Annotated in this window: 16 protein-coding genes; 15 read left to right on the top strand and 1 reads right to left on the bottom strand. The window is 67.7% G+C overall.

Annotated elements, in window-relative coordinates:
- Positions 1 to 147 precede the first annotated feature (147 nt).
- From ASF37_RS11745 to ASF37_RS11690, 14 genes are all read left to right on the top strand, one after another.
- The gene (locus tag ASF37_RS11745; protein WP_056580754.1) at positions 148 to 1,398 is read left to right on the top strand and encodes a CpaF family protein; all 1,251 of its coding nucleotides are present in this window, start codon (positions 148 to 150) and stop codon (positions 1,396 to 1,398) included.
- Positions 1,386 to 2,237: a type II secretion system F family protein gene (locus ASF37_RS11740; protein ID WP_056580751.1), complete on the top strand. Its 852-nt coding sequence runs from the start codon at positions 1,386 to 1,388 to the stop codon at positions 2,235 to 2,237. Before ASF37_RS11745 ends, ASF37_RS11740 begins: the two co-directional genes overlap by 13 nt.
- Complete coding sequence (locus tag ASF37_RS17600) at positions 2,234 to 3,277, top strand: type II secretion system F family protein (RefSeq protein ID WP_056580748.1); 1,044 nt, start codon at positions 2,234 to 2,236, stop codon at positions 3,275 to 3,277. The genes ASF37_RS11740 and ASF37_RS17600 overlap by 4 nt, the downstream gene beginning before the upstream one ends.
- The gene (locus ASF37_RS11730) at positions 3,177 to 4,505 is read left to right on the top strand and encodes a recombinase family protein (protein WP_235499998.1); all 1,329 of its coding nucleotides are present in this window, start codon (positions 3,177 to 3,179) and stop codon (positions 4,503 to 4,505) included. Before ASF37_RS17600 ends, ASF37_RS11730 begins: the two co-directional genes overlap by 101 nt.
- A gap of 512 nt (positions 4,506 to 5,017) precedes the next feature.
- Positions 5,018 to 5,251 carry a hypothetical protein gene (locus ASF37_RS17215; protein ID WP_156368188.1) on the top strand — a complete coding sequence of 78 codons (234 nt, stop codon included), beginning with the start codon at positions 5,018 to 5,020 and terminating at the stop codon, positions 5,249 to 5,251.
- Between the two features lie 211 nt (positions 5,252 to 5,462).
- The gene (locus tag ASF37_RS17365) at positions 5,463 to 5,681 is read left to right on the top strand and encodes a hypothetical protein (protein WP_056552348.1); all 219 of its coding nucleotides are present in this window, start codon (positions 5,463 to 5,465) and stop codon (positions 5,679 to 5,681) included.
- Complete coding sequence (locus ASF37_RS11715; protein ID WP_056580740.1) at positions 5,678 to 6,886, top strand: DUF3631 domain-containing protein; 1,209 nt, start codon at positions 5,678 to 5,680, stop codon at positions 6,884 to 6,886. Before ASF37_RS17365 ends, ASF37_RS11715 begins: the two co-directional genes overlap by 4 nt.
- A complete protein-coding gene (locus ASF37_RS17210; RefSeq protein WP_162239958.1) occupies positions 6,883 to 7,170 on the top strand; it encodes a hypothetical protein in 288 nt (95 codons plus the stop codon). Before ASF37_RS11715 ends, ASF37_RS17210 begins: the two co-directional genes overlap by 4 nt.
- A 161-nt stretch (positions 7,171 to 7,331) precedes the next feature.
- Positions 7,332 to 7,553: an excisionase family DNA-binding protein gene (locus tag ASF37_RS17360; RefSeq protein WP_162239957.1), complete on the top strand. Its 222-nt coding sequence runs from the start codon at positions 7,332 to 7,334 to the stop codon at positions 7,551 to 7,553.
- Positions 7,550 to 7,858, top strand: a complete 309-nt coding sequence (locus ASF37_RS11710) for a hypothetical protein (protein WP_056580738.1) — start codon at positions 7,550 to 7,552, stop codon at positions 7,856 to 7,858. The genes ASF37_RS17360 and ASF37_RS11710 overlap by 4 nt, the downstream gene beginning before the upstream one ends.
- Before the next feature lie 2 nt (positions 7,859 to 7,860).
- Positions 7,861 to 8,367: a hypothetical protein gene (locus ASF37_RS11705; protein WP_056580735.1), complete on the top strand. Its 507-nt coding sequence runs from the start codon at positions 7,861 to 7,863 to the stop codon at positions 8,365 to 8,367.
- 268 nt (positions 8,368 to 8,635) lie between these two features.
- The gene (locus ASF37_RS11700) at positions 8,636 to 9,031 is read left to right on the top strand and encodes a hypothetical protein (protein WP_056580732.1); all 396 of its coding nucleotides are present in this window, start codon (positions 8,636 to 8,638) and stop codon (positions 9,029 to 9,031) included.
- Positions 9,028 to 9,291, top strand: a complete 264-nt coding sequence (locus ASF37_RS11695; RefSeq protein ID WP_056580731.1) for a hypothetical protein — start codon at positions 9,028 to 9,030, stop codon at positions 9,289 to 9,291. Before ASF37_RS11700 ends, ASF37_RS11695 begins: the two co-directional genes overlap by 4 nt.
- Positions 9,291 to 11,963 carry a hypothetical protein gene (locus ASF37_RS11690; protein WP_056580730.1) on the top strand — a complete coding sequence of 891 codons (2,673 nt, stop codon included), beginning with the start codon at positions 9,291 to 9,293 and terminating at the stop codon, positions 11,961 to 11,963. Before ASF37_RS11695 ends, ASF37_RS11690 begins: the two co-directional genes overlap by 1 nt.
- A gap of 22 nt (positions 11,964 to 11,985) precedes the next feature.
- Here the strand turns inward: ASF37_RS11690 and ASF37_RS17205 are convergent, their stop codons facing one another.
- Complete coding sequence (locus ASF37_RS17205) at positions 11,986 to 12,402, bottom strand: hypothetical protein (protein WP_156368186.1); 417 nt, start codon at positions 12,400 to 12,402, stop codon at positions 11,986 to 11,988.
- A 73-nt stretch (positions 12,403 to 12,475) separates the two neighbouring features.
- On the opposite strand from ASF37_RS17205, the gene ASF37_RS11680 reads away from it, so the two are divergent.
- The gene (locus ASF37_RS11680) at positions 12,476 to 13,177 is read left to right on the top strand and encodes a hypothetical protein (RefSeq protein WP_156368185.1); all 702 of its coding nucleotides are present in this window, start codon (positions 12,476 to 12,478) and stop codon (positions 13,175 to 13,177) included.

Below are 13,177 nucleotides of genomic sequence, written 5' to 3'. Positions count from 1 at the left end.
TCCCCGCCACAGCGGGACGCGTGCCGCCGACGTTCACCGACCTGAGTCCGGACGTCCGTCCACACCCTGCGTACGAGGGCCTTCACGGATGGGGTCTTCTTTGGGAGACTCTCCGGCACTGCAGGACTTTTCGGGGGAAGGGTCGAGGTGGATCCAGTTCAGGCGACGCTCGCGGACGAGGTCCGCGAGCAGGTGCGCCGCCGTCGCATCGATCCCCAGGTCGAGGCCGACGCGGTGCGCCAGCTCGCGATCGACGTGGTGGCCGAGCACGACAAGCGGTCGCTGACGGGTGCGGTGCGCTCCCTCGACGAACCTGATCGGATCGTGGGCGGCATCGTCGCCGACGTGGCCGGGTTCGGGCCGTTGCAGGCGTTCCTCGACGACCCGACGGTCGAGGAGGTGTGGATCAACGAGCCGGACCGGGTGTTCGTCGCGCGCGACGGCAAGCACGAGCTGACGTCGGTGATCCTCACGGCTGCGCAGGTGCGCGAGCTGGTCGAGCGGATGCTGTCGTCGTCCGGCCGCAGGCTCGACGTGTCGCAGCCGTTCGTGGACGCGATGCTGCCTGGAGGTCACCGCCTGCACGTGGTCCTGGAGGGCATCTCGCGCGGGTTCAGTGCGGTCAACATCCGCAAGTTCGTCGCGCGGGCCCACTCGCTGGACGACCTCGTGACCCTCGGGACCATCGACGCCACGGCCGCACGGTTCCTGCGAGCAAGCGTCGTGGCGGGGTTGAACGTCGTCGTGTCCGGGGGGACGCAGGCAGGGAAGACGACCCTGTTGAACTGCCTGGCCGCCGCGATCCCTGGGTCGCAACGTCTGCTGACGGTCGAGGAGGTCTTCGAGCTGCAGTGCGGCCGCCACCCCGACTGGGTCGCGCTCCAGTCCCGTCAGGCCGGCCTCGAGGGGACCGGCGAGGTGGATCTGCGGATGCTGGTCAAGGAGGCGCTTCGCATGCGCCCGAGTCGCATCGTGGTGGGCGAGGTCCGCTCCGCCGAGTGTCTCGACATGCTGCTCGCCCTCAACGCCGGTCTCCCCGGGATGGCCAGCGTGCACGCGAGCTCGGCCCGTCAGGCGCTCACCAAGCTCTGCACGCTCCCGCTGCTCGCCGGGGCGAACATCACGAGCGACTTCGTGGTGCCGACCGTCGCGACCTCCGTCGACCTCGTCGTCCACACCTCCATCGACCACGCGGGCAGGCGAGCCGTGCAGGAGGTCGCGGCGGTCACCGGGAGGGTCGAGAACGGTCTCATCGAGACCGAGACGGTCTTCAAGCGCGAAGGAGGCACGCTGAGGCGCGGCCACGGTCGACCGGCTCGGCGCGACGCGTTCGAGCGCGTCGGCATCGATCTCGACGACGTCCTGGTGCCCGAGGAGGACCCCGGATGGGCGCCCTGATCGGACTGGTCCTGGGGCTGGGCCTCGTGCTCGTGCTGTGGGCGCTGGCCGACCCGCACCCGCGACCTCGGGGTCGGTCGACCCGCTCGCTGCGCGAGCTGCTCGACGCCGCCGGGCTCTCCGAGGTGACGCCGGCCGGTCTGTTCGGGCTGTGCGGCGGGTCGTTCCTCGTGGCCGGTCTCGTGATGACGATCGTGTCGCGGGTCCTGGTCGTCGGTCTCGTCTTCGGCGCGCTGGCGGCGCTGCTCCCCGTGGCGACGTTGCGGGGTCGCGCACGTCGGCGTGCACGGGAGCACGCCGACCTGTGGCCCGACGCCGTCGACAACCTCGCCTCCGCGGTGCGCGCCGGACTCTCGCTCCCCGAGGCCGTGGTGCAGCTGGGGGAGCGGGGTCCGGAGGGACTGCGGGAACCCTTCGTGCGGTTCGGGCGCGACTACCAGTCCACCGGACGGTTCGACGCGGCCCTCGACCGCCTGAAGCTGCGCCTCGCTGACCCGACCGGCGATCGCGTGGTCGAGGCGCTGCGTCTCGCGCGCGACGTCGGCGGAGGAGACCTGGGACGCATGCTTCGCGCCCTCTCCGGTTTCCTGCGCGAGGAGGCTCGGACCCGCGGTGAGCTCGAGGCGCGCCAGTCCTGGACCGTGAACGCCGCACGCCTCGCGGTCGGTGCCCCCTGGGTGGTCCTCGCGGCGCTCAGCCTGCAGCCGGACGTGGTCGCCAGGTACGCCACCGCCACCGGGGCCGTGGTCCTGACCGTGGGCGCGGTCGTGTGCGTGGTCGCCTTCCGGCTGATGCTGTGGATCGGTCGGCTTCCGCAGGAGCGGCGGGTCCTCGCATGAGCCCCGTCGTCGGAGCGGTCCTCGGTGCCGTCCTCGCGAGCGGTCTGCTCCTGGTGCTCACGTCCTGGCGGCGTGTCCGGCACCCCACCCCGATGATGCGGATCGACCCCTACCTCGGCGACGTCCTGCCGACGTCGGCGCGCTCGACCAGCACCGTAGGTGCCGTCTACGGGCCGCTCCTGCGCTCGGTCGGTGACATGGTCGGGCGGGTCACCGGTGGCGCCTCGAGCGTCGAACGACGACTGACCCGTCTCGGGTCGCCCTACGGCGTCGAGGAGCTCCGCATCCAGCAGCTCGTCTGGGGTGCTCTCGGGTTCGGTGTGGCGTCGGTGATCTGCACCGTCGTGTGGACCACCTACGGCGGGTCGCCCCTGGTCCTGATGGTCGTGTGCGTCACCGGCTTCGTCGCAGGCGTCCTCGGGCGGGACACCTGTCTCTCGTCGCAGGTCAAGCGTCATGAGGCCCGGCTCGCCGAGGAGTTCCCCGTCGTGGCCGACCTCCTCGCCCTGGCGGTCGCTGCGGGGGAGAGTCCGGTGGCCGGGCTGGAGCGGGTGCTCCAGGTCCTGAGGGGTGGTCTGGCCGACGAGCTCGGCACCGTCCTGGCCGACGTACGGACCGGGCGGACCGTGCCCGCGGCGTTCGACGCCCTCGCGGCCCGGACGGGCGTCGCGAGCATCGCCCGGTTCGCCGAGGGGCTCGCCGTCGCGGTCGACCGCGGCACCCCGCTCGTCGACGTGCTGCACGCCCAGGCTGCCGACGTGCGCGAGACCGCCCGTCGCGACCTGATGGAGGCCGGCGGCCGCAAGGAGATCCTGATGATGGTCCCCGACATCATGCATCCGGGGTACTACCATTGTCCATGTGAACCGAGAAACTTCCGCTGTGATCTACGCCCGAATCTCATCGGACGACGGGAGCGCGCTTGGCGTCGCGCGACAGATCGAAGACTGCACTCGACTGGCGACAGATCGAGGCTGGAGCGTCGCCGAGACCTACGTCGACAACGACGTCAGTGCGAGCACGGGGCGACGTCGGCCTGAGTACGAGCGGCTCCTTGATGACATCAAGCGGGACAGGGTCTCCGCGCTCGTGGTCTGGGACATCGACCGGTTGACCCGCACGCCGGCCGAGCTTGAGACACTCATCGATCTTGCTGAGGCGCACGGCGTCGCACTCGCATCGGTCGGGGGAGAGGTAGACCTCGGGACGCCGCAGGGACGACTCACGGCCCGCATCAAAGGGAGCGTCGCTCGGCACGAGGTTGAGCAGTCGTCGCGGCGGCTCAAGCGGAAGTTCCTCGAGCGCGCCGAGAGCGGACTTTCACACGGCAAGGTCGCCTACGGCTACGTCCGCGAGCCAGTGATCGACGAGACCGGGACCGTCCGCGGGTACACCGAGCTTCTTCACCCTGAGCAGGCAGCGGTGATCCAGACGGCCACCAAGCGCATCCTGGCTGGCGAGCCGTTGCGCGCGGTGGCGTCGGCGCTGAACGAAACGGGGTCGATGTCGCCCTCAGGGAAGCCGTGGTCGGGGACCACTCTTCGACAGGTGCTCCTCCGTGATCGGAACGCCGGCCGACGCGTCCATCAGAAGCAGGTCATCGGCAAGGGCAACTGGCCGGCCATCCTCGACGACGACTCGTTCGATCGGCTGGTCGCACTGTTGCGAGATCCTCGACGTCGGACCGGCAACAACGGGGGAGTGAAGCACCTCCTCAGTGGCATCGCGATCTGCGGCAACTGTGGCGAACGCCTGAGGGGGGCGGCAGAGCATCGGTACGGCAAGAAGAAGCAGCCGCGGTCCTATGCCTGCCAGAACTGCTACAAGGTGCGTCGGAAGGCCGACGCCGTCGACGAGGTGGTCGAGGCCTTGGTCATCGCCAGGCTCGAGCGACCGGACGCGGCCGACCTGTTCGCGGGCGACTCCGACGCGATGACTCGGGCGACGAGCGAAAAGCTCGCGATTGAGGCTCGCCTGGACCTGCTAGCGGATCAGTTCGCAGATGGGCTGATCACCGGGTCGCAACTCGAGCGCGGTACGGCACGACTCAGACCGAAGCTCGCGGAAGTAGAGGCTCAGATCATCGCGGCCAGCCCGTCGCCGGAGTATGCCGAGCTCGTAGGGCCCGGCGTCAGGGCTCGGTGGGAAGGGCAGTCGCTCGACCGCAAGCGGGCTGTGATCGACGCGCTGATGCGAGTAACCGTCTTGCCCTCAGGAGCGGGGCAGCGCTTCTCGCCGGAGCAGGTCGAGTTCGAGTGGAGTCTTTGATGGCAGTTATCCGCACACCGAAGGACGGCGAGGAGCCGGACGAGAGCGGGATGTTCCGTCCTGATCAGATGCGCCGCGAGCGCGCAGGTGCCGCGACGAGCCTCCCTGCGCGCACCGCGCGCCGAGCCGAGCTGGTCTGCAGAAGAGTTCAGGGTCGCCCTGCCTTGCTAGGCGCCGTTGTTCCGAAGGACGCGCCGCTCGAGGTGCTTCGGCTTAGCACTCGGCGCTCCTCCACCCCCCTCGGCAGTGAAGTGACGATCGAGTGCCCCTGCGGCATTCGCCACCTGCTCCACGGTCCCTCGCTTGTGGCCGCGGTTCGTGACGCTCCGCGCCCGACTAAGGGACGGGTCCCCTCGATCGATGTGTCGGGCGTGTCGTCCGACCAGGGGGACTAGACCTACTAGGGTTAGAGGCACAACTCATCAAGTTGCCCCGCCCCGCAAGGGGACCCAGCACAGGGTCAAGTGCAAAACGCAAGGGCTGCGTGTGAACCGTAGAGGGGTTCCGCAGCCATGCTCACCGCAGACCAGCGGCAGCGACGCGCCAAGGTCGCTTCGCTCACCGCAAGAGCCAGCAAGTCTCCTGACGACCCGGGCCTGAAGTCCGAGCTCGATGAAGCTCGCCGTGACTATTACGCCGAGGCGATCGCGTCTTACGTGCAGCGAATCGCTGCACAGGCACCGCCTTTCACGGCGGAGCAGCGCCAGCGTCTCGCTGTCCTGTTGAGCGGTGGTGACGCCGCGTGACCTACTCACAGAGAAGGCGCCCCGCGGGTACGAACCACGAGGCGCCGGAGTCGAAGACCGAGCAGGCTGACGACTTCTCCCAGGGTACGACGGATCAGTCCCCGCTCGCTCAGATGAAGCGGCGCCGCGATGCGGCTCTCCGACTGCCGCCGCTGCCTTCGGGCTACCGCGACCCGCAGTTCGGGCGACGTGCTGACGGGCGGGATGTCGCATGAAGCGCCTCACCGTCCGGCGACTGGTCGGGAAGGACACGGTCTTCATCACCGGCTACAAGTCCCGAGAGCTGATCTATGCGGTGGGTGGCAAGCCGCTCTGGAACCGCACCTATCAGGCATGGATGACCGGAGTCCGTCGCGGCTCCGACGTCATCGCACTGGCCGAGCTCGAGGGCTACGAGGTCAGCTACGACGAGTTCGGAGGTGCGGCATGAGCGGATGGGATGCTGCCGACTTCCTCCAGCCGGTTCAGCCGCTTGAGCCGGTCCTGCCGGTTCAGAAGGCGACCCCTCTTGAACCGGCACGAGCCTGGTTCGAGAGGTATGTGACCACGGTCAACGATCACGATCTCGACCTACTGACGCTCTGGGCCGCGCACACGCACCTGGCCTTCGAGACCTACACGACGCCGCGGCTGCTGATCGACTCTCCGGTGCCCGGTTCGGGGAAGACGACCGTTCTCGAGCATCTGTCGCGGCTTTGTCATCATCCAGTGCAGGCCGCTTCGCTCTCGTCGCCAGCGCTTCTCGCTCGACTGCTCGACGCGGGGATGCGGACGATTCTGATCGACGAGGCTGACCGGTCGCTGTCGCCGAAGCTCGATGGCGTAGGCGAGCTGCTCGCCGTCCTCAACTCCGGATACAAGCGGGGCGGCGCCCGACCTGTGTTGGTGCCGGGGCAGGGCGGCACTTGGGACGTGAAGGAGATGCCGACGTACTCGCCAGTGGCGATGGCCGGCAACTCTCCCGATCTTCCGGATGACACCAAGTCCAGATGCATTCGGGTGCTCCTCATGCCGGACATCGACGGCACTGCCGACGAGTCCGACTGGGAGCTGATCGAGGACGATGCTGCCGCCCTCGGGGCAGCCCTTGCCGGTTGGGCCGGTTCAGTGCGAGATGAGGTTCGGACGAGCCGGCCGAGCCTTCCCGAGGGCATCCGGGGTCGCCTCCGGGAGTGTTGGGGACCGTTGAAGCGTGTCGCTGTCGCGGCCGGCGGAAGGTGGCCGGACGTAGCCGACGAACTGGCTCTGAAGGACCTTGAGCGCATCCAGCGTGAGCGCGATGAGGGCATCGTGATCGAGAAGCCTCACATCCTTCTACTCGGTCATCTTCACCTGATTTGGCCGGAAGGACAGTCATTTCTCCCAACAGAGAAGGCACTTCGACAGCTCGTCGATCTCTGGCCGGAGTCCTGGGGAGCTCAGTCGCCGTTCGGGAAGGACCTGACCGCGCAGCGTCTGGGCCGGATGCTCGTGAAGCACTTCTCGATCACTACGTCGAGGCCGGACGCGAACGGCCCCCGCGGCTACACGAGGGCCAGCCTCGAGCCTGCATTTCGGTCCCTGGGCCTAGATAAACCGGCAGGACTGGCTGAACCGGCTGAACCGGCAGCGGCCCTGTTCGGCGGTGCGTCATGAGTCGCTCTGAAGCTCTCTCCGATCTGATGCAGCAGATCTTCACGCACGACGAATCGGGCAGGTCGGTTCCGTGCGTGAACCCGAAGCTGAGTACTTGGTGGCTGTCGGAAGACGTCGAAACGCAGGAAGCCGCCGCACTGGCGTGCACGACCTGTCCGGCTCTGCACGACTGCCGCACCTATGTCGACGAGTGGCTTGAGGTGGGGGGAGTGTGGGCGGCGCGCATTCCTGCAACGAAGGGTCGGCATGCGCGCGACCTCTTGGCAGGAGGTGGTTCACGGTGATGTTTCTCGACGCGAACCGTGAACTGCTCGGTCACCTGTCTGTGGCGCTTCGCCGTCATCGGGACTGGTGCTCTCGCCAGGGTGTGCGGCCTCCATCGGGTTGGTCCGAGCTACAGGATGCCGTGACACGCAGGGCCACCGAGGGACAGGGAGGGACATCGGTGGATGCCCTCTGGCAACTCGGTGAGAGTCGAGTCATCAACCCGATGCTCTTGACCTACGAGGAGGTGGCGACAGCGATGAGCTGCTCGACACGACACGTGAAGCGGCTGACTGCTGACGGCTCACTGCCATCCGTCGCTGTCGGCAGCCTGACCCGAGTGCGGGTCGTCGACCTGGACGCCTACGTCGCCGGCCTGGCCATTAAGCGGGAGGCATCGTGAGGATCGACACCACCTTCGACGAGGTGCTTTACGCCGCCACGATGGGCCTCGAGCCTGACGCCGAGGACTTCGCTCGCGTGACCGTCCCGGCGGGTGAGGACCGCGCGAAGTTCATCTCCGCAGCCAAGGCGACGGCATCCAAGATCGTCGCTGCTCACCGGCAGGGGATGAACGACGAGGCGCGCGAGATCGCAGCCGCCGCCAAGACCGAGTACGAGACCAAGTTCGCTGCCCTGATGCCGGCACCCGCTGGCGGCCAGGTCGAGTCCGTCGAGGACATCGCAGCCCGAATGTTCCGGAGGTAGACATGAGCGACACGTACACCGACCTGCGTCAGCGGATGATCGATGGCGACACCACGATCACCGCAGCCCAGCTCGACAAGGCACGACGCGACGAGGAGTTCGCGGGGCTCCAGGCCGAGGCAGACGCAGCAGCCGAGGCCCGCACTGCTGAGCAGGAGCGACAGGCTGCCCTCGCTGCACTCAGGGCCGACGCTCAGGCTCTCGCGGAGAAGGACTTCGCCGAACTGCAGAAGCACTATCGAACCGCCGTCGACTCCCTCCGTGCGCTGCGTCAGGGGATGGCCGCCTTCAACCGGGATCAGTACCGGGTCCAGGCCGAGGCCAGTCGCAGGCTGCTCGACGGTGAGGACTTCGGTCAGGAGATCCCGGCTCAGCTCAATGCTGAGTTCGAGGTCGACCGCCTGATCAACGAGGCCAAGTCCACCGCCATCCCGTGGCACGCCTCGCGCCTGCACGATGAGGAGACTCGTGCGCTCATCGCTGAGGCACGCGGTGAGGGTGTGGCCTGATGAACTCGCTGGCTCACCCGCGCGTGGCGTCGACGTCCGCCATGTCCGGCCGGCGCCTCCATGGCCGCGCGGGTGGGTCGGTGGCCCGGTGGCAGTGCCCCCTTCCTGACGCACGGCCCGGACCGGGGGGCATAGCGGCTCGGCCCGTGTATGAAATGCAAACCCTTCGGGGGTGGGGGGACCCCCTTCCGACGCACCGACGCAGGACCGGGGGGCATAGCACCTCCGATCCTGCGTGCCACTTTCCAAACCGTTTCGGGAGGTCTGCATGACCACCAAGACCCGTCCGAAGGCGCCTGCTCCGAAGGGCCTGGCGCCCACTGGGGCGCGTCTCTGGAAGGACGTCACGACCGCCTACGAGCTGCGGCCCGATGAGCTGCGCGTTCTAGAGTCCGCCTGCCGGACCACGGACATGATCGTCCGACTTGAGGGCGCGTTCGACGGCCAGCCGATGACCGTGACCGGAGTCGGCGGGCAGCTCAAGACCCACCCGATCATCCAGGAGGTTCGTCAGCAGCGGACCGTCCTCGCGGGTCTGCTTAAGCAGCTTCGTCTCCCAGATGAGCCGGGGGAGCAGCGCGCAGAGCAGTCAGCCGGCGCTCGCTCAGCGAAGGCCCGAGATGCGGCGCAGAAGCGCTGGTCGACGAAGGGAGGGAGCCGATGAGTGCCACGCCCTCGGGCTTCGATGATGTTCCTGCCGCGCTCGAGGCTGAGCATCTGCTTGCTGCCTTCTCGAACAACGACACCGCAGTACTGAGCGAGGCCCTAGAGCCCGAGCCCGAGGTCATCGCCGCGCTGCTCATCTACACGACGCTCGCGATCAAGATGCTTGCCGAGGTGCACCCAACCCTGACCGAGCAGTCCGTCCGATCAAAGCTCCGCCGCCAGGTGGCCGAACTGCTCGCGAGCAACGAGGAGATCTGATGACCCAGCGAAATGCGAAAGTCATCCTCGACGCCGACGTCTCTCGCTACAACCGGGCAGTCCTCGGCGCAGTGGCCACAACGAAGGCGTTCACCAAGGAACTTGACACCAGCACTGACCGCTCGGCGAACCTCGTGCAGGGTCTCCTCGCAGTTGGTCCCGCGCTGGTGCCCATTGCCACCTCTGCGGTCCCCGCGCTCGCTAGCCTGTCGAATCAACTGGCGCTAACGGCTGGCGCTGCTGGCGTCGCCGTGATCGCGTTCTCCGGTGTGGGCGAGGCGCTCAAGGCCGTCAACGACTTTCAGATCGAGCCGAGCGCCGCGAACTTCGCCAAGCTCGAGGAGTCGATGGCCTCGCTCGGCCCCGCTGGTCGCGACTTTGTCGGCTACCTCCAGTCGATCCGTCCCGAGCTCCAGCGCCTCCAGGACGTCGCCCAGGAGGGCATGTTCCCGGGGATGCAGGTCGGCATCTCCGAGCTGATGACGCAGCTTCCGCAGGCGGAGCGCATCGTGGGCCAGATCGCCGAGGCACTCGGTCAACTGTCCGCCGAGGCTGGCACGGAGCTCGCCGGCCCTCGCTGGGAGGAGTTCTTCAACTTCCTGGAGACCGAGGCGCAGGACACGCTGATGGACCTGGGCCGAACGGTCGGGAACCTGACCGACGGTTTCGCTCAGCTCTGGATGGCTTTCGCTCCAGTGTCGGCCAACTTCTCGGACTCGTTCCTGCGCATGTCGCAGGACTTTGCCTCGTGGGCCTCATCGGTCGACGAGACACAAGGGTTCGAGGACTTCCTGGCCTACCTGGACCGGACTGGTCCGAAGGTCTGGGACACCCTCGGTGCGCTCGGTAACGCGCTGCTCCAGGTTGCCGAGGCTGCGGCACCTGTCGGCGAGGCCGCCCTCCCGGTGATCGAGTTGCTCGCTGACGGCATTGCCTCGATCGCCGACTCCGACGTCGGCCCCGTGCTGATCGGTGTCGCGGCTGGCATCTCTGCGATCTCCCGCGCCGTCGCGCTTTACAACGTAGCCAACGGCTCGGCGCTGGCTACTCTGCTGGGTGGCTCATCCTTCGGCGGCGCGGCCCGGAGTGCCCGCGATCTTCGCGGCGCATCTTCCGCGTACCTGGACTTCGGCGCGGCCCTTGGTAGCGCCGGCCCGCAGGTCGGCAAGTTCGCCACGACCACGGAGCGCCTGCGCGCTTCGATGGGCGGCGTCGGCCGGGTCACTGCCGGCCTCGGCGCGCTCGCCTTCGCGGCCTCTGACCTTGACGACAACCTGGGCCTGGCCAACACAGCCATGTTCACGCTGGCTGGCGCGGCTCTCGGCCCGCTGGGCGCTGCGGCGGGTGCGGCCCTCGGCATCACGCGCGACCTATCGGCGTCCACGGACGCGCTCTCGACTGCGCTCGACAACGCGAATCGCGCAGCCGATGGCGGCTCGATCGAGCAGCGACGCGAAGCGATGGCTGCACTCCGCGAGGAGGTTGACAAGGCGCGCGACGGCGAGGCAGGCATGGGCCAGCGAATCGCCGAATGGGCCGAGATGTCCGCCAGCGGTGGGACAGCCGTGTCTGGCCTCGCTGCGGTGGTCGATAGGTTCACGACGTCTTCCAGTGAGGCCGGGGGTCAGCTCGGGGAGTTGGAGGAAAAGCACGCCGCGGCACGTCGCGGGGCGCAGGACCAGATGTTCGCGGAGGCGGGGCTGAGCGACGCAATGGACTCGGCCTCGTCGGCGGCACGGGACAGCACTGAGGCGCTCCTGGACAACGCTGCCGCGAAGAATGCCGCCCGTGACGCCGCCCTCGAGGGTCGTGCGGCTGAGCGTGATTTCGAGGCCGCGCTCGACGACGCGGCCAAGGCAGCTCGAGAGAACAAGCCGACGCTCAACATCGATCTAGCCGACGGGCGCGAGAACCAGGAGGCGCTCGACCGCATCGCATCTTCATGGTCGCGGGTCGACGATGCCACCAAGAACATTCCAGGTCGGTACGAGCGCGCTCGAGCGAGCTTCATCGAAATCGCGCGAGCGATGGGTAGGTCGCGGGCGCAGGCGGAAGCCTTGGCCGACGATCTGTTGAGTATCCCTCCGCGGGTCTCGTCCCGCTTCACGCTCTATGGCGCACCCGAGGCCGGGTCGGCACTCCAGGGCATCCTCAACAGGATCAACGCCCTGCCCTCGCAGAAGACGATCGGCATCAAGGTCGTCGGCGGCACGACGACTCGCCAGGCCGACGGCGGCTTCTGGGATGTGAAGGCACGCGCTGACGGCGGCTTCGACGAGTACGGCCGCGCGGTCGCTCGGACTCCGCAGATGCGGTCCGGCTCGCAGGGCGTGGTCATGTGGGGCGAGCCGGAGACGCGCTGGGAGGCGTACATCTCGGGCAAGCCGGGCATGGAGGAGCAGAACATCGGCGTCCTCATGCAGGCAGCCGATCGCCTGGGCGTCCTGGACCGCCTCAACGCTCGCCGGTTCGCTGACGGCGCACTCGCAACGAGGGGGATTTCCGTGAGCCCGGTCCAGTCGGCCACGCCCTTCGTGGCCTCAGTGGCGGCCGAGGTGAACTCGGGGCAACTCGCGGCTGCGGTCGAGAAGGCAGTCACTCGATCGCTCCGCGGCGCGACCTGGCGCGCCGACAGCCTCGGCAACATGCGCCTCCATTCAATGGGCGGCTGAGGTCGCGCCGAACTGCGGTTGATCAGGCGTTGAACGCCCCGACACCCGAGCCACCGAGACGGTCGAGGAACGGCCTAGCGAGGCTTCGCCAGTCGCTTTCGCGAGCACGCTCGTCGGAGTGGATGTCGACAGCTTCCTCGAGCGTCAGGCCCTCCATCGGCAGGTAGGGAATCCACCAGCCGCGCTCTGAGTCATCCCATGCCGCGAAAGCCATCTGACGGTTGCCAGACCTTCGAAGGCCGAGCCAGATGTAGTCGCCTGGGAAAGGTCCGTTGATCCCAGGAAACTTGTTCGCTCGATCCCAGGTCCTCCACGTGTGGTTGAACGCGAACGTGAATTTCCCCTTGTCCGCGGAGACAGCATCGGCGCCTTCGAGCAAGACGCCAAGGGCGAGTCCGATGACGACATGCTTTCGCTGAGCGTCGCGACTAGGAGGCATGAATTGATCGTAGGCGTGCTCACCGACACCGAATCTGTCGTGACGTGTCGCCACCCCGGCCTAGCCTGGCCTGGTGGCTGACTATCCGTGTGCGATCACCCCTGGCGCAGAAGACAAGTCGGGTGCCGTTGACCTCGGCGTGCGCTGGGTCCTGCAGCAGCAGCGCGAGCTGGGAGGAGAGATCTTGCTCGACGTCCCGAACACTCATGTGTTGACGGAGTGGAAGGGCATTGCTGCGCTGTCGAAGATGCCGAGCGTGAGGGTTTCGAAGCGGGGCCGCGGTTTTCCCAACGGCCCAGTCCTGGCGGCGTGGCCCACGGCGGATGCGTTCACCCAGCTCCTCTCCCACGACAGGGACATACGTGCCGTGTGCCTGATGCCTTGGCAGGCACCCACATCGCCGCTCCCGTGGGTTACTGCCTGGGCGAGGGGCACGGGTGCCGAATTGCTCGGTTCTGCCTACGTGCCGGCTGGAAACGTCGGTCTAGACAGGACCGTCCGCAACGGTCTGGAGAGCCTCGTGGGAAACCTCGGCGGGACGCTGGGGAGGGGCATGGTGAAGTCGACGATCAAGATCCTCGCCGATGCCCGCTTCACGCTTCCGCCGGAACAGGTCCGTGCCTACATGCTGGAGGTCGGTTGCCGCCCTGAGGATGCGGGGGAGGCGCACGAACTTTGCATCCGTGTGTCGAGGGGTACTCGCCTGAGATGGCCAGAAGTCGGTCGTATGGACCCGGCGATCCTGCGCGAGTGGAGATCCGGCACGGCGATCTGA

This window comes from Aeromicrobium sp. Leaf289 (assembly GCF_001423335.1).
Classification (GTDB): Bacteria; Actinomycetota; Actinomycetes; order Propionibacteriales; family Nocardioidaceae; genus Aeromicrobium.
This window is presented reverse-complemented; position numbering and strand designations above follow the sequence as displayed.